Origin of the sequence: Nonomuraea diastatica (genome assembly GCF_004349015.1) — a bacterium.
GTDB classification, from domain to species: domain Bacteria; phylum Actinomycetota; class Actinomycetes; order Streptosporangiales; family Streptosporangiaceae; genus Nonomuraea; species Nonomuraea diastatica.
In genome coordinates this window covers 1-20,152 of record NZ_SMKP01000196.1, presented here as the reverse complement: position 1 = coordinate 20,152, position 20,152 = coordinate 1, and the positions used below count along the sequence as shown (strand labels likewise).

Here is a 20,152-nt window from a genome sequence, read left to right as displayed (position 1 = left end):
CCGCCGCCCTGTCCACCGCCCTGTCCACCGCCCCGGGCGATCCCGCACACCCCCGTCATCCCGCGCCGCGTGCACCCGCCCGAAACTCGGCGCGGTGAACGTGGCCAGCACCAGGGGATTGGCTAATCTTCCGTCGTGCCCGCCGTGCTCGTCACCACCGACGCTCGCGGTGACACCAGCGGCGAAGACATGCCAGGCATCAGCTCGGTAGCGCGCCGCGGGAGGGCATCGCTCGCCCGGGCCGCCGCCCAACCGGGACAGGCGGCAGCACCCCCACGGCCCCCACACGGACTGTGCGATGCGTTTCCCTACTACATGGACCCGGACGCAGGTCACTGGCTGGCTTAGGGAGAGACTTCCCGCCCGCAACCTTTACTCATCGCTACTCTTCGTCACCGAACGTGACCGGTAGGTTGATTTCCAACCGGCCCGCACGGAGCGGGCCTTGGCAGCATCGGAGGACCCATGGCCAGCACCACAGCAGCTTTCGCCCCCTACGCCCAGGCGGCGGTGTCCGTGGACAAGGACGGCACGGCGGTCAGGTCCAAGAACGTCACCGATGTGAAGAGGGTGGCCACGGGCAAGTACCTGATCACTGTCGATCCGCAGATCGACGCCGGTCGCTCGGTGCCGCAGGCGACGATCCACCGCACCGGCAATTGGGGATCGGAGATCTACGTCGGGTCCGAGACGGACGCCAACGACACCAACGTCTTCCTGGTGTGGACTGGAGTGAACGCCGCCGCCAGCGACCAGCCGTTCCATTTCATCGTGCCCTAGACCTGCCCACACCCCCAGGCGCACATCGGCCGCTCACCGCACCTTGGTGAGCGGCCGTATTTGTGCGACCGACAGCGGCCGAGTCACTTGGCGGCCATGTGGTGACGGGGAGCGCATACCCTTGGCCTGCTGCCCCCGATCACCACACGCGCGTGACCCCCACACGGGCCCTTCCGCCCGGAACACCGACCGACGTCCCGTTCATCCTGCACGTGTCCTGTGGCCGTGAAGGCTGATCATTGGCACCGAAGGTTGATGACCGCTGGTTTCGTGTCACCGAAGGTCGAGTGACGCGTTGCCAGTCGCCAGGGGCGACGGTGGAGGAACTCACGGTTAATCACGGGGATCCGGCTCTTGGCGGGTTTGAGCTGGACTCCTACCACGATGGCCTGCGCTTTCGCAGCATGACCGGGTGATCACCATCGGCGGCGACTGCGCGGTCGACATCCCGCCGATCGCCGCTGCCTACGCCCCGCTATGGGGGCGCTTTGACGGTGCTGTGGATCGATGCACACCCGGACGTCTACACGCCACAGACCCTGCCGTCGGGCGCCTTCCACGGGATGGTGGTGCGCGCGCTGCTCGGAGACGGGCCGGTCGGCCTCACGCTGGAGCAGCCCCTGGCACCACAGCAAGCGATCGTCGCCGGGGAGCGGGCGGGCGACGTGTCCGAGCACGAGTACCTCGCGAAGACCGGCCTGCGCAGGTACGGCGTCGACGACCTGGAGCGCGTACTCGACGGTCTGTGCGGCCCCGTGTACATGCACGTCGACCTCGACGTCCTGGATCCCGCCGCCTTCGGCGCGACCTGCTATCCAGAGCCGAACGGCGTGCAGCCGCAGCGACTAGTCGATCTCGTCTCCCAGGTGAACGACATCATCGGGGCAGCCATCACCGAGCACGCGCCATCCAGCGACGACGTCAACCCCGGCGAGGCCGGGACGGTTCGCCGGCTGGGCGCCGCGCTGATGCGCTGACGGTCGAGTCGGTATCAGCCACGCCGTGTGCTGCTCGCCCTGGTCCAGATGCTTGCTCATATCGAGCTCCAGCCTCCCGAACAGGTTCGCATGGGTCCAGAACAGGGCCGACAGGCCGGCTCCAACGCACCCGTCGCCAAGGCCCTCACGGAGATCGTCATCGGGCCTGATATCAGCGACGACGACGCCATCGCGCCCGAGGCCACGGCGGCGGTGCTCCAGCCGATGATCGTCCTCCTGCAGGACGTTCCATGGCCGTTCCTGGGTTCCCTGCCCCGATACTCCTCGAGCAGTTTCACGAGCCGCCGACCGGTCGCCCCAACACCAGGATCATGTCACGCAAAGTCCCCCGGGATGGGATCATTCCCGGGTTAGCTCGCGGCGCGGTCGCCGAGCGGGCGGCGGCGCAATGCGGGGTCGGTCAGGGGCGCGGGGCTCCAGAGACCGACAGGGTGGTAGACGTTGGTGCCGGGCGGCACGAGCTCGTCGATCCGGTCGAGCACGGTGTCGTCGAGCACCAGGGAGGCGCCCTTCAGCAAGCCGTCCAGCTGCTCCATCGTGCGCGGGCCGAGGATGACCGAGGTGACCGCCGGGTGTGATCCGGCGAAGGCGACGGCCAGCGCCGGCAGGGTGCAACCGAGCTCGTCTGCCAGTTTCACCAGCTCCTCGACGATCTCCAGCTTGGCTGCGTTGACCGGGATGGACGAGTCGAACCGTTGTGGCGCTCGCGCGGCGCGGCCCCGCGACATGTCGACCTGCTGCCCCTTGCGGTAACGGCCGGTCAGGAACCCCCAGCCCAGCGGGCTGTAGGTGAGCACGCCCATGCCGAGCCGCTGCGCCGTGGGAAGGACGTCGCCCTCGATGCCGCGGGCCAGGATGTTGTACGGCGGCTGCTCGGTGCGGAACCGGTACAAGCCGCGCTGCCGGGCCACGTGGTAGGCCTCGACCGTCTCGTGCGCAGGGAAGGCCGAGCTGCCGAAGGCCCGGATCTTGCCCTGCCGTACCAGATCGGTCAGTGCGGAGAGGGTCTCCTCGATGTCGGTCCGGTGGTCGGGGCGGTGGATCTGGTAGAGGTCGATCCAGTCGGTGCGCAGCCGCTTGAGACTCGCCTCGACCTCGCGCATGATCCAACGCCGCGAGTTGCCGCTGCGGTTGGGCCCCTCCCCCATCTGGAAGTGCACCTTCGTGGCCAGCACCACCTCGTCTCGCCGGCCCTGCAGCGCCTTGCCCAGGATCTCCTCGGATTCGCCCGCCGAGTACATGTCAGCGGTGTCGACGAAGTTGATCCCGTGGTCGAGGGCGGTGTGGATGATGCGGATGCTGTCATCGTGGTCGGGGTTGCCGGCCGAGCCGAACATCATGGTGCCGAGGCAGTGGGTGCTGACCTCGATACCGGTGCCGCCGAGGATGCGATATCTCATACTTCGGAACCGTAGAATCTAGAGCCGACTCTAGGTCAAACTGGGCCACATGTCGGCTTTGAGCATCGGCCAGGTTGCCGAGCGCACCGGGCTCAGCGTGCACACACTCCGGTTCTACGAGCGGGAGGGGCTGCTGGCCCAGCCGGTACGGCGGGGAACCGCAGGGCACCGGATTTACAGCGAGGGTGACGTCGACTGGCTGGGCGTTTGCATTCGGCTGCGGGCCTCCGGCATGCCCCTGACCGACATCCGGCGCTACACCGAGCTCGTCAGGGCGGGCCAAGGCAACGAGGTGGAACGGCTGGAGGTGTTGCGCGACCATCGGGAACGGGTTCTCGCCCAGATGCATGAACTCAACGAGTGCCTCAAGCTGATCACCCACAAGGTGGCCGTCTACGAGGGTCGTCTGGGTTTGCGGGACGACTTCACAGATTGTGCGCCCTGACCTTGGCAAGGCGAGCACGCCATCAAAAGGACCATGATCGCTATATCCGGCCTGTAGCTGGGAGCGCCGGCGGCGAGCGCAGAGGAGCATCGGAAGGCGCTCGGCCTCGCCAGATGGGCCGCCGAACTGTTCGACCAGCTTGTCCACCCGCCGCGTGGAGACGCCGAGCGGTGGTAATGGACATCGGGGGCCTCCGGTGTGTGGTGACCAACGGCTGCCGGTCTCTGGCCTTGGCTACGAACGGGCTCGACACCATTCGACATCACCGCAGAACAGAATCGGCCTGGTGGCGCCGCCGCCAGTACCTCGCTCACCGTCCGCGAGACGACCATCACAGGCCCTGATGCGGTAGCGGAACGAAAAGTCGCGCTCAGCCCCCCTCCACCGAGCGGCCGAGCGTGACTGGTGGTGGCGCGCGCGGGCCCCGGGGACGGGTGCCGCAGCGGCAACAGATCACTACTCGGCTCCGCTGTCACATTCGGGGGCCCGGCGGTGTCTTCATGTCGAACAGCCACGCACACCTATAGGGAGAACGTCATGGCGCTACGCCTTCCTAAGGCCGAGCTTCCCGCCGACCTCAAGGACAACATGATCAGGCAATTCGGTAGCGTGCCCGAGAACGTCGAGGTGCTGTGGAACAGCCCCGCACTCGCTCGTGACAACTTGGAGTTCGGCGGCAAAGTAGGTGCATGGAGTGCGGCCGACATGAGCCTCAAGTCGTTCGCGCACATGGCCGTCGCGGCACAGATCGGCTGCAGTTGGTGCCTCGACGTCGGCTACTTTCAGGCACAGAACGACGATCTGGACCTGGCCAAGGCGAGCCAGGTGCCGCGCTGGCGGACCTCGGATGTGTTCACCCCGCTGGAGCGGGACGTGATGGGGTACGCCGAGGCCATGTCGAACACGCCGCCGACCGTCACCGACGAGCAGTACGCGAGTCTGCTGGAGCGGCTCGGCCCTGCGGCGATGGTCGAGCTCACCGCGTACATCGCCTACGTCAACCTGGCGACCAGGGCCAACGTGGCGAACGGGGTCACCTCGCAGGGCTTCTCCCAAGCTTGCGAGATTCCGCTGGCCAAGGTCCCGGAGAAGTCCGGCGCGGCGTCGACGGCGTGACCAGGGACACGATGACCGAGGACCCGTTCCTCACCCACCGCAGCCTGCTGTTCACCGTCGCCTACGAGACGCTCGGGTCGGCGACCGACGCGGAAGATGTGCTGCAGGAGTCCTGGCTGCGGTGGGCCGGTATCGACCACGCGCAGGTGAGCGCCCCGCGGGCCTATCTCGTCCGGCTCGTCACCCGGCAAGCGCTCAACCGCCTGCGCACGCTGTCGCGCATCCGCGAGGACTATGTCGGCGAGTGGCTGCCGGAACCGCTGCTGACCAGCCCTGACGTCGCCGAGGACATCGACCTTGTGGAGAACGTCTCGATCGCGATGCTGACTGTACTGGAAACGCTCACTCCGACGGAACGTGCGGTGTTCGTGCTCCGCGAGGTCTTCGAGATGCCCTATGGCGAGATCGCCGAGGCCGTCGAGAAGTCCGCGGCCACGGTGCGGCAGATTGCCCGGCGGGCCCGCGACCGTGTGGCTGCCCGGCAGCCCCGGGTGCGGGTGAGCCAGTCGGAGCAACAAATCGTGGTGGAACGGTTCCTGGCCGCGGTGCGGAGCGGGCAGGTGAAGGAGCTGATGGAGGTCCTGGCGCCAGACGTGGTCCTGATCGTCGACGGCGGCGGGCTCGCGTCCGCCGCCCGGGCTCCGATCCATGGGGCCGAACTCGTAGCGGAGTCGCTCGCGCGCCCGAACCGGACGGTGTCGGCGGTCTGGCTCAACGGCGCGCCCGCCGGCCGGATCGAGACCGACGGCCAAGTGGCTGCGGTGAGTCTGGTGGTTGAGAACGGGCGGGTGAGCCGGATCCACGCGGTGGCGAACCCGCAGAAGCTGAGGCGGCTTGGGGAGCCGACCAAACTCGTCAGATAGCCCCCGCTACTACGTCGTCCAGTCCGCGATCGCGTCGTTGCAGGCCCGCGAGCGGATCGACTGGCCGCAGGTCGCGGAGCCGTACCGGCGGGCCGGCCTCACCGGCTCGCCGGCGGTCGAGTTCAACAGCGCCGGGGCGGTCGTCCATGGCTGGCGGTCCCGGCACGGCGCTGCGCGTCGTGGACCGCCTCGACCTGGACGGTTACCTCTCCCACTCCACCCGCGGCGCGCTGTTGTGCCGCCTCGGCCGGACGCCGGGGCCCGGATGTCCTACCGCCGCGCCCTCGACCTGACCCACCTCGACGCCCGAGCGGCGGTTCCTGACCTACCGGCTCGAACAGCACCGAGTCCCTGGGCGTGGGGTGTCCCCCGGGAGGCCGCCCGTTCGTCGTCCGGATATGAGCGACAACTCTTCCGGAGTTCCGTGCGGGCGGCACCAGCCGCGTCGACGCAGGCCAGACGGCCGGTCTGGACGTCTCCTCGGCCGTCATCGGCACCGGCACCTGCGCCTTCAGCTCTGACCGGCACCGACGCCACCACCACGGTCCTGCGCTCCTCTCGGGACACCAGCGTACGTACAAGATCTGGATTACCACGCGACATCGAGCGCCTATTCGGGAGCTTCCATGCGTCACATCCGTCTACCGGCCGCGATCACCTCGCTGCTCCTGGTCCTGGGCCTGGTCGCTCCGCCGCCCGCTGTCGCGTCGGCCCTCGCCCCGTCGAGGATCGCCCAGGTCACGGCCCAGACCGCAGCCAACCCCTCCGCTTCCGAACTGCGGGCGATGTTCGGCAACTACGGCAACAGCGGCGGCCACTGGACGGGCGGCGACTCCACCGTCTCGGTGCCGCTTCCCGACGGCCGTACGGCGTGGTTATTCTCCGACACCTTCCTCGGCGCGGTCAGCAGCGACTACTCCAGGCCGCAAAACGCCCCCTTCATCAACAACTCGATCGTCGTGCAGCAGGGCTCCGCCCTTGGCCCCACAATCCACGGCGGGAGCAGCGCTCAGCCCAAGTCGCTGGTGATCGCCTCAGCCGCCGACGAGTTCTACTGGGTCGGCGACGCGACCGTGGCGGGCGAGGAGTTACGGGCCGTCTATGGGAAGTTCCGCAAGACAGAGGCGGAGGGCCCGTTCGCCTTCGAACGCGTCGGGACCTCGCTCGTGACGTTCGCCCTGCCGGGCCTGACCGTCTCGTCGGTCCGTGACCTGCCGTTGGCAGGGCCGGTGGGGTGGGGCTCGGCCATCATGGAGGACGGCACGTACACCTATGTCTACGGCAGCGAGTCGGCCGAGGGGCTGAAGTTCGGCCACGTCGCCCGGGTCACGTCCGGTGATCTCGGCGGCGCTTGGGAGTTCTGGACAGGGAGCGGCTGGTCGGCGCAGGAGTCGGCGTCGGCTCGGTTCATGAGCGGGGTCCCCGAGGGCATGTCGGTGCACAAGAGCGGCAATCAGTACGTTCTGGTGACGCAGGAGAGCCACGAGCCGTTCAGTCACTGGCTCGTCGCGTATGTCTCCGGCTCCGCGACCGGCCCGTTCACCGGCCCCATCTATCTGGAGAGCGCGCCGGAGCCGGAACTGAGCGCGTACAGACAGTTCATCTACCACGGCCGGGCCCACCCGCAGCTCTCCGATCCCGGCGAGCTGTTGCTGTCCTACGACGTCAACACCATCGAGAACGCCGATCACTACAAAGACGTCCGCATCTACCGGCCCAGATTCCTGGAGGTGCCCTGGCCGCCCCCGTCGACCGGCGGCCCCGCGGCGCCGTCCGGCGTGCAGGTGAAGGTGTCCAGCGAAGGGGTCGCCACGATCAGATGGACGCCACCGGCGGGCGACTCGCTGGACTACTGGGTCTACCGCAAGAACCTTGACAACGGTCAGACGCACTTCGCCCGTACCGGATATCCCACCCAGGAGCGAAGCCTGCGGGACGGCGGGTTGTCCCCCGGCGTCAACTACGCCTACTACGTGCGCGCCGTCGCCGCCAACGGGGTGGAGGGGGCGCCGAGCGCCGTGGTCACCACGCGCGGCCGCAGCTCCGTTCCGCCCGCGCCGACGAACCTGCGCGTCACCGTCGGGACCGTGGGCGACGCCACGCTGACGTGGACCGCGGCCGAGGAGGAGGTGGCCTACCTGGTGCACCAGCGGGATGTCACCGCAGGCGAAACCCTCTTCACGCAAGTGCCGGTGGAGGAGGCGGAGGCCACCACGCAGAAGATCGAGGGGTTGGAGAGCGGCCACGAGTACGAGTTCAAGGTGAGCGCCGCCAACACCGTGGGCGAGAGCCTCTCGAGCAACGTCGTGACGACGACGGCGCGGTTCGCCACACCCGCCGCGCCCACGGGCCTGACGGTGACCGCCGAAGTGGACGCGACGGTCACCCTGCGCTGGACCGGGTCGGCCACCGGCGATCCGGACACGTACCAGGTCTACCACCGTCCCGCGGGCACCACCGAGTTCACGCCGCTCGACCTGCCCAGCGACACGACCACCCTGCGGACCAGGCACCTCAGCTCGGGAACCACCTACGACTTCAAGGTTGCCGGCGTCAACGCGGGCGGCGAGGGGCCGGCGAGCAACGTGGCGAGCGCCACGGCCGTCATGCGACCGCCCGGCGCTCCGACCGGCCTGACCGCGACCGCCGGGACCGACGGCACGATCAAGCTCACCTGGAAAGCGGCCGAGCGGGCGGGTGCGTACTGGGTCCACCGGCGCGACGTCACCTCAGGGCAGACGGACTTCGCCAAGTCGGACGCCCCCGTCGAGACCACGACCGCCACGGTGGACCGGCTGATCAGCGGCAACACCTACGAGTTCAAGGTGACGGCGGTCGGCGACGGCGGCGAGGGCCCGAGCGGCGACGTGGCGAAGGCGGTGGCCGACGTGCCGCCGCCCGCCGCGCCCACCGGCGTCGCCGCGACGGCCGGCGACGGGAAGGTCACGCTCACCTGGCCGGCCGTGCAGACCGCCGGTACGTACTGGGTCTACCAGCGCGACGTCACCGCCGGGGAGAGCACGTTCGTCAAACTCGCCTACCCCGCGTTCGAACCCCGCGCTGAGCTGGGCCTGCTGACCAACGCGCACACCTACGAGTTCAAGGTGTCCGCCGAGAACGCGGGCGGCGAGGGCAAGGCGAGCGCGATAGTGAGCGCCCGGCCAATGCCGCCGCTGCCGCCGAAGGTCACCGGGCTGACCGCGACCGCGCAGCCCGGCGGGCAGGTCGACCTCACCTGGACGGCCATCGACGGCGCCTTCTACTGGGTCTCCTATCGCGACGTCACCGCAGGCGAGACGGCGCTGCGGAGGTTGGAGTATCCCGCGACCACGGCGCAGGCCCGGGTGGGGCCTTTCACGGGCGGGCACGAGTACGAGTTCGCCGTCGCCGGGACCAACGCGGCCGGCGACGGACCCTTGTCGGACCGGGTACGCACGACCGCCACCTCTTCCGCCACCTCTTCCGCCACCGCGGCCACCGCGGCCACCGCGACGTTATCCAGCCCAACCTCCCCCGCTCCAGCCGCGCGCCATGGACTCGCCAGGGCCGCGGCCGACTCTCTCCCCAAGCCGCCGACCGGCCTGCGGGTCGACGGCACCGGCGATGGATATGTCCGGCTCGAATGGAACGCGACCCCGTCCTTCCCCGTCTACTACCAGATCCACTTCAAACCACATGACCGCAGCGGCTGGTACGTCCTGCCGGACACGACCCCCGCGACCGTGACCAAGAAAATGGTGACCGCACCCCTGTGGAACCACTTCTGGTACGACTTCCGGGTCGTCGCGGTCAACGGCGTCGGCGCGAGCAGCCCGACCAACACGGTCACAGCCATGCCAGGTCCCGGCCTCCCCCTGCCCCCGGCCGATCTGGTGTTCCTCGGCACGGGCAACGGCTATGTGGATCTGGCCTGGACTCCAAGTCCGACCGGTCGCGTCTACTACTGGTTGTTCTTCAAATCGGCGAACACCAGCACCTGGTTCTATTTTCCGCTCCCGACCCTGAAGACACGGACGCGGGTCGGCTATCCCCTGTGGAACGACCAGCCCTACGACTTCAAGGTCGTCGCGGCCAATTCCTTCGGCCAGAGTTCGGCGACCAACGTGGTGCGTGGCGGGCCGAAACTGTCCCCGCCGCAATCACCCACCGCCTTACGCGCCGAAGGCCACATAGGATACGTCACACTCAACTGGAATCCCAGCTCGACCCGCGACGTCTACTACTGGCTCTACTACCGCAGGGCCGACCGCACCTCCTGGAAGCGGGCGAGCTATCCCATCGTGAAAACTTCGATCACCTTCAAGTACGTTCCGTGGGGCGACTACGACTTCAAGGTGACGGCGGTCAACAGGGCGGGTAGCGCGGACAGCAACGTAGCCTTCGCCACGCTGTGGACCAGCAAACGCAGCCTCATGTACCTGATGACCCTGAACACCAAGGCCAGCCGCGACATGTTCTGGGCGGCGCGGCACAACGTCCGTTACGAGAGTTACAACTTCAACTGGAACACGGACGAGTGCAGTCACTCGCAGACCCGTCCACCGGTGCCGTCGAAGAGCATCGGATGGCCAAAACCGGTGGACTTCACCAGGGCCTGCACTCGCCATGACTTCGGATACCGGAACTACAAGCACGTCGGCTGGGACGGCTACGCCAAGAAGATGTATGTGGATCGGCTCTTCCTCGCGGACATGCACCTCGCGTGCGACAACCAGTTGCCGCCGAATTACAACGAGAACTGCCGGGCGCTTGCCTGGGTGTACTACATATTCGTCTGGAAGTATGCCCCCTGGTGATGGACCGGCGTGAGATCTTCTGAAGAGAACGAGCGGTTGCGGGGTGAGCTGCCGCGGGTTGGTTGGAGTGCGCCTGCCGAGAATCACATCCATGCGGGACTGTAAACCTCACGGCGGATCTGATGATCAAGGAAGAGGCACTTGATCTCCGAGACCACCGTGGAGTCGCTGTCCATGAACGAACGGCCTGCCGAGCTGGACCGGTCGATGAGGGACGAGCAGCTGATCTCGATGCTCGTGGATCGAGCCGGTCGCGTCCGGGATGCGGTGTAAATAGATCACGAGCGTAGGTTCCGTACTGAACCGCCAAGTTCCGTACGAAGGAGTCCCACGCTCGCGACCCGTCGAGTATCGCCTGTCCAGGCCATCCGTGCCGAGATCGACGCCCTGTTCACCGCTGATCGCGACCTGGCCGAGGTCCTCGAAGACGTCGCCCGGCTCGGCGCCCGGCTGATCATCCAAACCGCGGTCGAGGCTGAAGTGGAGGCGTTCCTCGGCCGCGCCCGCTACCAGCGCGCCGCCACCGTCACCGCAGCCGACGGCGACGAGGAAGCCGTGGTGCGGCCCAGCCACCGCAACGGGCACTGCCCGACCACGAAGGAGCACGTGTGTCACGGTCGCTCCGAACGTGCGGTCGGTCAGGAGAAGGTGCCCGCCGCCGAGCTTCGGGTCCACTGCTGGTTGGTGCCGCTACCGCAGGTGTACTGCTGGATGTCGGCGCCGTCGGCGGTCGAGGCTCCGGACACGTCCAGGCATTTGCCGCTGTGCCGGGCCTTGAGCTGGAAGTAGCTTCCGGTAGCGGCCCACTGCCACTGCTGGTTCGTCCCGGTGCCGCAGGCGTACTGGATGACGTTCGCGCCGTCGGCGGTCGAGGCTCCGGCGACGTCCAGGCATCGGCCGCTGTTCTGGTTCACCAGCCGGACGTAGCCGCCGCCCGCGTCCTGGAACTGCCACCGCTGGTTGCCGCCGCCGTTCCACGGATACTGTTTCACCTCGGCGTTGTTCGCCATGGAGGCGCTGACGACGTCCATCACCTTGCCACTGTGCCGGGCCGTGATCCGGTACGACGGCGTGGCGCCTGAGCCCGTGATCACGCCGGTGGCGACATCGATCGTGATCTGCGGGTGCCAGCTCAGGCTCATGCTCGTCGAGGACGGGAACGTGATCGGCAGCCACACGTACTGCGAGTCGTTCACGCGGCCGCCCCACGCGCCCGCCCACCGGTCGCCCATGTAGAGGTAACTTGTCGTCAAGGTGCCCTGCACCGGCAGGACGTAGGCGGGCTGGGAACCGAAAGTCGTGCCGTCGCCCACGTTGGTCCATCCGGTCCACGGGCCGGAGACGCTGGCGGCTGTGGCGTACCTCGCTTGGTTGGGGCTCCATCCGGTGGCCGCGGAGGTCAGGAGGAAGTACGTCGAGCCCCGCTTGAACATCGCGGGCGCCTCGCGGTGAGCGTCGTTCCAAAAGTTGCCGACCAGTGAGGCGACGTTCAGGTAGTCGGCGGTGAGCCGGTAGATGTGCAGGTCGTAGTTCTCGTCCGCTGCCGAGATCATGTATGCCGTGCCGTTGTCATTAAAGAGTGTGATGTCGCGTGACATGTGCTGACCCAGTGGCCGGAAGCTGCCGTGGTAGGTGTAGTCGCCGTCGATGGTCGCCGAAGAAGCGACGGCGGCGCGCGCCTCGCCGTAGTCGGTTCCGTTCTCCTTGTGCATCCACATCACGTAGCGGCCGGTGGAACTGTTGTAGATGACCTTCGGCCGTTCAATGTTGGCGACGTTGAGCTCGGGGTTCGACGTACGGGTGAGAACGTCCCGGCGGAACTCCCAGTTCAGCAGGTCGGTCGACCGGTAGACGGAGACGGCGCGGAAGGTGTTGTCGGGGTTGCGGTTTTCGCCGAACCAGTAGGAGTAAGCGCCGGCCTTCAGCACCCCACCGCCGTGCGCGTGCACCACGTTCCCCGCGGTGTCGCGGAACTGGGTGCCGTTGGTGATGGTGATCGAGGCCGCCTGGGCGGGCGCGGCCGGCTGGGCGACGAGAGCGGCGGCGATCAGCAGGACGGCGCTGGCCGCCCGGTGTAAGGCTGGTCCCATCGTTCTCGGCCTCCTAGTACGTGATCCAAGGTGACGTCCTGCGGCTCGGCCAGGGCCAAGCCGAAACCGAGAGGGTCGATGCGTAGCGCATAGTTCGCGTGCCGTTGGTCAGGTCCCACAGGCGGATGTACTCGTTGTCCTGGTTGAACACCCTTCAGCTCGGTGACCAGGACCGTGAACGTATCGTCCTACTTGGGCAACATGTACGGATCGCGCAGGCCCTACGCGGCGAGCTTTGGACGCAGGGACACGGGACCACCCTCCGAAACCCGCGCCAGGAACGTTGTTAGCGCTAACAAGGATGCCGTGGGCCCAACGAAGAACATTGGGCAGGACCCCCTTTGGGACGGAGACGACTGGATTGCGGGCGATGTTTCAAGCGTCTTGCCGCAGAGTGTTTACGCAACCATCGGGCTTGTCAAGAAGCAGTCAAGGGAAAGGAGAATGCGCTTTCCGTGTGCTTGAACAGGCATTGACCGATCTGCTGCGACCGCTCACACTGGTGGAAACCTCGACGCGCACAGGCGCGTCCTCGCCGTCACCGATCAGATGTCACGCGCATCGACGTCGCGCTCGGCGGCGCTTCCCCGATGATGTTAGCGATAACATCTGAGCTACAGGAGACTCGCATGACGGTCGGCAGATGGGCGGCGATCACGGCCACGTGCGTTCTCGCCTGCTGCGGTGCGGTAGCCACGGCCGCGCCGGCCTCCGCCGCGACGCTGCCGACAGGCGCCCGGTCGCTGGAGTCGGTCAACTATCCCGGCCGGTACGTCCGGCACGCCGGCGCGCTCGGTCGCCTCGACCCGGTCGGCACCACCGCCGCGGCCCAAACGAAGCTCGACGCGACCTTCACGATCGTCAACGGCCTCGCCTCGCCGTCCTGCTATTCGTTCCAAACCAGGGACGGGCTGTTCCTTCGGCACCGCGACTGGCGACTGCGGGTGGACGCCAACACCGGCGACGCGTCGTTCCGCGCCGACGCCACGTTCTGCGCGGCCGAGGGTTCCGAAGCCGGCTCGGTGTCGCTGGCCTCCTTCAACTATCCGAGCCGCAGGATCAGGCACCGCGACTTCGAGCTCTGGCTGGACCCTTACCAGGACACGGCGGCCTTCCGAGCGGACAGCTCATTCCGGATCGCCGTGCCCTGGACGCCGAAGACGAACCGGAACCCGGTCATCCCCGGCCTGTTCGCCGACCCGCACATCATCGCGGCCAACGGCCGCTACTACCTGTACGCAACGACCGACGGCTACGCGAGTTGGCGCGGCACCTACTACAAAGCGTTCTCCTCGGCCGACCTGGTGACCTGGACCGACCACGGCGTCATGCTCGATTACGGCCCCGATGTGTCCTGGGCGGACGACTCGGCCTGGGCCCCGGCGGTCGCGGCGGCGAACGGCCGCTACTACCTGTACTTCAGCGGTGGCGCGGCCAGCGGGAACACCGCCAAGCAACTGGGCGTCGCGGTCTCCGACTCGCCCACCGGCCCGTTCCGAGATGCGCTCGGACGACCGCTCGTCGCCGCCGGCCAGTACTCCGGCCAGGCAATCGACCCGATGGTCTTCACCGACGACGACGGCCGCTCCTACCTGTACTGGGGGCAGGGCGCCGCCCGTGTCGTGCCGCTGAACGGAGATATGACCTCATTTGATCCCGCACAGGTGCGCACGATCACCCCCGCGGGTTACAACGAGGCACCGTTCGTGTTCAAGCGCAACAGGATCTACTACTTCATGTGGTCGGAAAACGACACCCGTAGCGAGGACTACCGGGTGGCGTACGCGACCGGGCCGAGCCCGCTGGGACCGTGGACGAAGCGAGGCGTGGTATTGCAGAAGCGGCTGGAGGCCGGCATCAAGGGCACCGGGCACCACTCGGTCGTCCATGCGCCGGGCACCGACACCTGGTACGTCGCATATCATCGGTTCGCCGTGCCGGCGGGCAACGGGACCAACCGAGAGGTGGCCGTCGACCGGATGGCATTCGCCGCCGACGGAACGATCCGCCCGATCACGCCGACCCTTTGAATCGCCTCGTGCATCGGTTCCGCGTCGTTGGCCTTGAACCATAATGGCTTCTGACGCTCCTACGTGTCAGGAGATCTGTCGTTGGCGAGCGTTGCACTCCATTCCTTCAAATCAACGGCTGGTGGGCTCCCACACGCCGTGCTGGCCGCCGCACCGGCCGCGACCACTGCGCGGGCAGGGACGGGGGTTGCCACCGTCGCAGGATGTCATCCGTAACGTTTCACGCCGCCACGGACCGGAGGGGCGTCACGCCGTCGCACGTCCTTCCAGCTGAAACGTTCAGGCAGACCCATGGGGCACGATCGATGGGGATGGCGTTCTCATCGTTGACGAGCCTGCGGGGCTCAATCCTTGGATGCGGTGCCCGACCTGCGGCTTCTTGATGGTGTCAGCTGGCGATCCGGTGCCCCCACAGGATCTCCCTTGCTCGGCGGGCCCGGCGGAAGTCCGCCGGGCCCGCCGGGTTTCTACGGCGTCGTGACGTCGAGGTAGTCGATGTTGGGCAGGCCGCTGGCCGTTGTGGGGTTGAACCTGATGGTGTTGCCGCCCGCGTTTAGCGTGACGGTCAAGGTCTTGGTGACCCACGTGGTCCACGCGCCGGTGCCCTCGAACGACGGGGCCTGCGCCGTCGAGCCGTTGACGATCAGCGAAGCCGGCCGCGCGGTCGCGACACCGTTGGCGAACCGGACCCGCAGCGTCGCGGTGCCTGCCGCGCTCGCGTTGACTGTGAACTGAGCGTAGGCGCCCACCGTGTTGTTGCCGTTGCAGAATCCGGTACCTGAGTAGCCCGACCAGTTGGAGTCGATGGTGCCCGTGCACAGCGCCGGCGAGACTTCCGCCTCATAGGTGGTGGCCGACCCAGAGCCGCCGATGGCGCTCATGATGGCGCCGATGATTCCCGATTGGGTCACCGTGTTGGCATTTCGATTGAACAGCCCAAAACCGTACTGACCATTGAAGCCATTGTCCCAGTAAATAGTGGCTGCCCCGTACTTCTTAGCGGTGGCCACCATAGTGTGCGCGAAGTCCGCACGGTACCTGTTGTTCGACGAATCAAAGGATGACTTATCGATCGAACCGTATTCACCAACGACTACCGGGTATCCTCGCACGACGAATCTGTCATACATCTTCTTCAACTGCGAATCCATGTAATCCTCCTGCCCCCAGGAGGATGTTCTTGATGGGTTGGTCGCTGCCGGCCCCCACTGCGTGATCGTGCCGTTCTCCTCTCCGGCGAAGTCCCACGGAGCGTAATAGTGAACGGAGATCATGATTCTCTGCTCATTACTGGGAATGGAAGGCGATCGATGGTTGTCCGTCGGAACCACGAAGCCGTAGTCCCCCGCGGTGTAATCGATATTCGTGTTCCAGCCAGGAACAAGCAACCATCGTGAACCGTTGTTTCCGCCAGACCTTCTTGTGGTGTCCACGAAGATCTGGTTGTAGCTGTTGATGTTTGAGTAGCACGGTTGGGTAGGATTGCCGTACTGCCCATCAAATTCTTCGTTCATGGATTCGAAGATCAGGCGTTGGTCATAATCTTGAAACCTGGACGCAATCTGTTGCCAGACCTTCTGGTACTTGGCCTTGATCGTCGTTTGGTTGGAGGCATCGCAGATCAGCCAGGAGTAGGGAACGCTTTTGTAGCCGTCTCCATGAATGTTGAGCACCACATACATGCCTCGGTTATACGCATAGTTGACGACTTCCTGAATTCTGTCCAGCCAGGAAGAGTTGATCGTGTAGTCCGGGCCGGACCCTATAGACCTCAAATACGAGACCGGGATCCGAATCGTGTTGAAGCCTGCCGCCTTCACCTTGTCGACAAGAGCCTGCGTGACGGCCGGATTGCCCCACGCCGTTTCACTGGGATATCCGTCGGTGCTGGCTTCCAGCTGGTTGCCCAGATTCCAGCCCGCGCCCATGTCGGCAACGATCTGCGAAGCGCTCTGCTGTGCCGTGGTGTCGGCCGATGCATGAGTGGCCAAGCCGGACACCGATAGGGCGGCCGACAGCATACCGGCCAGGAGAACGGCCCTGATCTTCCTTACTGTTGGAACCATTGGCATTGCCTCTCTTCCAGACTTAGCGTGTCCAAGAGCAGGTTTCGTCCAGCCAAAACTCTCGATCGGTGACGGACTCTTCTCGTCGAGCTTGTGTGTTGCGCAATGCGCGGCATGGAGGGGCCGGTTGACCGGCGTGGCGGCGCGAGATCGGGCCGACGATCGCGGCGAAAGCCAACACCGATAACGTGCAGTTCTTCGCAGGACTTGGCTGCTGCCTTCCAGCTAGTCGAAGCGCTTCGACTTGATATTTCGACAGTTTTAAGAGGAAACACTGCGGTACGCACACTATAGAAGTCGGGAAATCTAAACGCAACAGGCCCGCAATCGCCGGATCGAGCATGGCCCCATTTCACCAGGCCGAAATCGGTGCGCTGAATAGCCGGTACCAGAGCAGGCTCGACCCCCAGGCCGGTCACCACCGGGATGGAGACCACCATCCGGATGATCCGCGACGGGCAGTCAGCAGAGCCTACAGGTAGCCGCCGACGATCAGGACCGGGGTGATAAGCGCGGTGCAGAGCAGGGTGAAGCGGAAGCAGGCCTGTCGGAGCGAGGTTGGCGAACCCCACCGGACTTCTCTTTCGCATCACGACCTGCTCGCGATGGTCTTCACCTTCTTCTGGGCGTCGGCGATGACCGTGTGAAGGTCGTCGCCGCTGTAGTATGCGCTGCAACATCTTCAGCCACGGCCCTGCGGCGCGTTGATCTGTCCGAACAACGTGATGGTGTTACGGCGTGCGCCCGACCGACTAGACCTCGACCTGCACCTCGTCGGAGAGCAGGAACTTGTCACGTTGACCGCGTCGCTAGATGACGTCGATTACTGCGGTGACCTTGCCCAGCGCCGTCGTCCCGACGAGGACGACCTCACCGGGCGAGTCGGTTGCCCCGTCCGGCAGCGCCTGCCAGTGAACGGGGATTGTGGCGATGGCGCCGCCTGCGGTGGTGAGCTTGCGGATGGATGAGGGGAGTGCCGGAGGCCTACCTACCCCGGTGGTGACATAGACGGTGTCTTCAAGGACGTGCTTGGCCCGGCTCGCGTTGAACACGTTGATCGACGCGTGCGGCTCCCAGGTGTTGGGCAGCTCGGGCACGGCCCGGAACATCGGCTGGTAGCCCGCCGGCTCCCAGACCAGCACGCCGGTGCCTTGGCTGTCGACCACGTCGTTGGCGGCCTGGAAGACCCGCTGGATAGCGTCTGCCTGGCCCTGGACGGTGCGTGGGAAGGGTGAGTTGGGCAAGGGCGAGCCGTCGCCGCCGGACGCGGGGTAAGCGGTCTCGGCGATCTCGACTTCGTAGTCGGGGTAGGTCGTCGCGATCGTGTGCAGGTTGACATCCAGTGCGTCAGGCGAACCGTGCCACTCCGGATAGTAGGAGATCGCGAGCACGTCAGGGTTCTGGCCTTTGGCCTTGACCCGGGTGAGGAACTGGCTCCAGAACTCCATGGTCTTGGCGAGTCGCCCGGCGTCGACGATCACATGGATCTCCACCTTCGTCCTTGGCGACGTATCGCGGACGGCCTTGATTCCGGCTGCGGCCAACGTGGTGAACCGGTCCCACGCCTCGTTGTAAAGCCGCTGCTCGACCGGGTCGGTCGACTGCCAGTAGCGCCACAGCAGGCCGCCGCCGGGCTTCGACTGGTAGATGTCGGCCTGGTTGACGAAGTACGGCGGGTTGGTCGTGCCGATGAGGGCTGCCTCGCTGCCGTACAGGAAGCCATTGATGATCTCATTTCCGACGGCGACCTTGTCCGGCGTAGTGCCCTGCTTGATCAGCCGGCGGAGGTAGTCGCCGGTGAAGTCGTGCACCGCCTGCGTCAGATCGACGAACTCCAACTCGGCCCAGGCACGCGGTTTAGGCTGCTTGGCCGGGTCCGCCCAGGAGTCCGCGTAGTGGAAGTCGACGCCGAGCCCCATGCTCCGGTCCTTGATCCACCGTGCTGACTGCAGCGAGCGTTCCGGCCCCTGGCGCGGGATCGGTGCAGGTTCGCCGGTGCTTTCGTCCCGCGGCTCGTTGAAGATCCGCAGCCGGCCGTACTCCATGCCGCGGTCTTGGGCCACGTCGAGCAGGTGCGGTCCGGCACCCCGGTCGGTGGCCAAGGGGTTGACCCAGTATTCCTGGGTCTGGACGTCGTCCACCCAGGACAGGTCGGCGCCGAGGACGAGGTCGTCGCGCAGGTAGTTGAAGATCTGGATCTCGCTCACCCCGACCTTGTGATTGCCGGACGCGCCGATGATCGTCAGCCGGACGAAGCGCGTTTCCGGCCGGGTGAACAAGTGCACCGCTCCTCGCGATGCGACTCGGTTGCGGAATCTGTTGGCGATCGTGGCCCAGCGGCGCCCGTCGGATGAGGCCTCGATGACGTACCGGTACGCCACGGCGCGGTCGGCGAAGACCACCTTGATCTTCCGCAGGTTGTCGTAGGCGCCGCCGAGGTCGATGGTCAGCCGCTGTCGGGCGCTGGAGCCGTCCGCGTACCAGGACGTCGTCGGGTCTCCGTCAATGGCCAGTCGGACGGTGGATAAGCCGCTGCTTGCCGTCGCGGAGGCCCAGAACTTGGCGGCGATGTTGCTCTCGATCGGCTTGATGCTCGCGGTGCCAAAGGTGGCGTGCGCCGGCGCGGGCGCTGAGAACACCCCCGCCACCAGCGCGGTCACGAGCACGGTGAGTGCCGCGGTGACGCGCGTCACATTTCTATGGGTCATGTTTCCTCTCGAGGTGTGCGGCTAGGCGTCGGCCAAGCAGTCGGTGACGCGCAGCCTGAAGGCTGGCGCGAACGGCACCCGCCTTCCGGGCTAGGCATCGTGGTGTGGACGGATGCCATTCAGTTTGTGAGCGCGTGGTTCTGTGCACGTTCACAGAACCAGATCTGGCGAGATACGCGGCGGGGGGAAGCAGTGACTTCCAGGAGCGGGGCGGTGGCAGGCACGGCCGCTTCCGGGCACAGCAGCGGAGGCCCCGGTGCCCTCCTGGCCGCACATCGTGAGTAGTCAGCCGGCCATGGCGCCGACGTCTAGGTAGTCGATATTGGGTAGTCCGGCGGCCGTGGTCGGATCCAACCGGATGGTGTTGCCGCCGGCGCTCAGCGGGACGGTCATCGTCTTGGTGGTCCAGGTCGTCCAGGCGCCGGTGGACTCGAACGAGACCGTTCCCGCCGTGGACCCGTTGACCAGCAGGTTCGCCGGCCGCACGCTGCCGGTGCCGTTGGCGAAGCGGATCCCCAGCGTCGCCGTGCCGGCTACCGACGCGTTCACCGTGAGCTCGGCGTAGGCGCCCGCGGCGTTGTCGCCGTTGCAGAATCCGCTGCCCGAGTAACCTGCGTGATTGGTGTCGATCGTGCCCTGACACACCGCCGGCGCGGTCTCCGCCTCGTAACGCTGCGCCGACGGCGGTGGCGTGTCGCCGGACTGCTCGAAGGCGCCCAGATCCGGTGCCCGACCGGTGTAGGGCAGGCCGACGTCGGTGCCTTTGTCGATCAGGGTGCTGTTGGCGGCAAGGCGGAGGTGGGGCAGCACGGGCAGGCTGCCGTCGGCCTGGCGGGGCGCATCCCAGCCGGAGGTCGACA

At 66.5% G+C, this 20,152-nt stretch carries 14 protein-coding genes and 1 pseudogene; 9 read left to right on the top strand and 6 right to left on the bottom strand.

Annotated elements, in window-relative coordinates; genetic code table 11:
* Positions 1-288 (bottom strand): replication initiator (locus E1294_RS58525; RefSeq protein WP_425465263.1); only part of this gene is annotated, 288 nt, incomplete at its 3' end.
* 177 nt (positions 289-465) lie between these two features.
* Here E1294_RS58525 and E1294_RS43355 point away from each other — a divergent pair.
* Both E1294_RS43355 and E1294_RS43350 read left to right on the top strand, forming a co-directional pair.
* On the top strand, positions 466-780 hold the full coding sequence (locus E1294_RS43355) for a hypothetical protein (RefSeq protein ID WP_132517161.1): 315 nt from the start codon (positions 466-468) through the stop codon (positions 778-780).
* A gap of 461 nt (positions 781-1,241) precedes the next feature.
* Positions 1,242-1,757 carry an arginase family protein gene (locus E1294_RS43350; RefSeq protein ID WP_342775149.1) on the top strand — a complete coding sequence of 172 codons (516 nt, stop codon included), beginning with the start codon at positions 1,242-1,244 and terminating at the stop codon, positions 1,755-1,757.
* A gap of 371 nt (positions 1,758-2,128) precedes the next feature.
* Here the strand turns inward: E1294_RS43350 and E1294_RS43345 are convergent, their stop codons facing one another.
* A complete protein-coding gene (locus tag E1294_RS43345; protein ID WP_132517159.1) occupies positions 2,129-3,178 on the bottom strand; it encodes an aldo/keto reductase in 1,050 nt (349 codons plus the stop codon).
* A 49-nt stretch (positions 3,179-3,227) separates the two neighbouring features.
* Here E1294_RS43345 and E1294_RS43340 point away from each other — a divergent pair, with 49 nt between their 5' ends.
* The 6 genes and pseudogenes from E1294_RS43340 to E1294_RS58520 all read left to right on the top strand — a co-directional run.
* The gene (locus E1294_RS43340; RefSeq protein WP_132517157.1) at positions 3,228-3,623 is read left to right on the top strand and encodes a MerR family transcriptional regulator; all 396 of its coding nucleotides are present in this window, start codon (positions 3,228-3,230) and stop codon (positions 3,621-3,623) included.
* A 537-nt stretch (positions 3,624-4,160) separates the two neighbouring features.
* Positions 4,161-4,739, top strand: a complete 579-nt coding sequence (locus E1294_RS43335; protein WP_132517155.1) for a carboxymuconolactone decarboxylase family protein — start codon at positions 4,161-4,163, stop codon at positions 4,737-4,739.
* A gap of 11 nt (positions 4,740-4,750) precedes the next feature.
* Complete coding sequence (gene sigJ / locus E1294_RS43330; RefSeq protein WP_132517153.1) at positions 4,751-5,602, top strand: RNA polymerase sigma factor SigJ; 852 nt, start codon at positions 4,751-4,753, stop codon at positions 5,600-5,602.
* A 146-nt stretch (positions 5,603-5,748) separates the two neighbouring features.
* On the top strand, positions 5,749-5,895 hold the full coding sequence (locus E1294_RS53560) for a hypothetical protein (RefSeq protein WP_165977806.1): 147 nt from the start codon (positions 5,749-5,751) through the stop codon (positions 5,893-5,895).
* 333 nt (positions 5,896-6,228) lie between these two features.
* Positions 6,229-10,398, top strand: a complete 4,170-nt coding sequence (locus E1294_RS53555) for a phospholipase A2 (RefSeq protein WP_165977805.1) — start codon at positions 6,229-6,231, stop codon at positions 10,396-10,398.
* A gap of 366 nt (positions 10,399-10,764) precedes the next feature.
* A pseudogene (locus tag E1294_RS58520) lies at positions 10,765-10,995 on the top strand (IS256 family transposase); the annotation flags it as partial.
* A 41-nt stretch (positions 10,996-11,036) separates the two neighbouring features.
* Here the strand turns inward: E1294_RS58520 and E1294_RS43295 are convergent.
* Complete coding sequence (locus tag E1294_RS43295; protein ID WP_132517149.1) at positions 11,037-12,488, bottom strand: RICIN domain-containing protein; 1,452 nt, start codon at positions 12,486-12,488, stop codon at positions 11,037-11,039.
* A gap of 629 nt (positions 12,489-13,117) precedes the next feature.
* Here E1294_RS43295 and E1294_RS43290 point away from each other — a divergent pair.
* On the top strand, positions 13,118-14,518 hold the full coding sequence (locus E1294_RS43290) for a family 43 glycosylhydrolase (protein ID WP_220448272.1): 1,401 nt from the start codon (positions 13,118-13,120) through the stop codon (positions 14,516-14,518).
* A gap of 467 nt (positions 14,519-14,985) precedes the next feature.
* Here the strand turns inward: E1294_RS43290 and E1294_RS43285 are convergent, their stop codons facing one another.
* The 3 genes from E1294_RS43285 to E1294_RS43275 all read right to left on the bottom strand — a co-directional run.
* Positions 14,986-16,539: a cellulase family glycosylhydrolase gene (locus tag E1294_RS43285; RefSeq protein ID WP_220448271.1), complete on the bottom strand. Its 1,554-nt coding sequence runs from the start codon at positions 16,537-16,539 to the stop codon at positions 14,986-14,988.
* A gap of 854 nt (positions 16,540-17,393) precedes the next feature.
* Positions 17,394-19,292: a glycosyl hydrolase 53 family protein gene (locus tag E1294_RS43280; RefSeq protein WP_132517145.1), complete on the bottom strand. Its 1,899-nt coding sequence runs from the start codon at positions 19,290-19,292 to the stop codon at positions 17,394-17,396.
* A 285-nt stretch (positions 19,293-19,577) separates the two neighbouring features.
* Positions 19,578-20,152, bottom strand: a 575-nt coding sequence (locus E1294_RS43275) for a carbohydrate-binding protein (RefSeq protein WP_165977804.1), incomplete at its 5' end; no start/stop codon positions are given.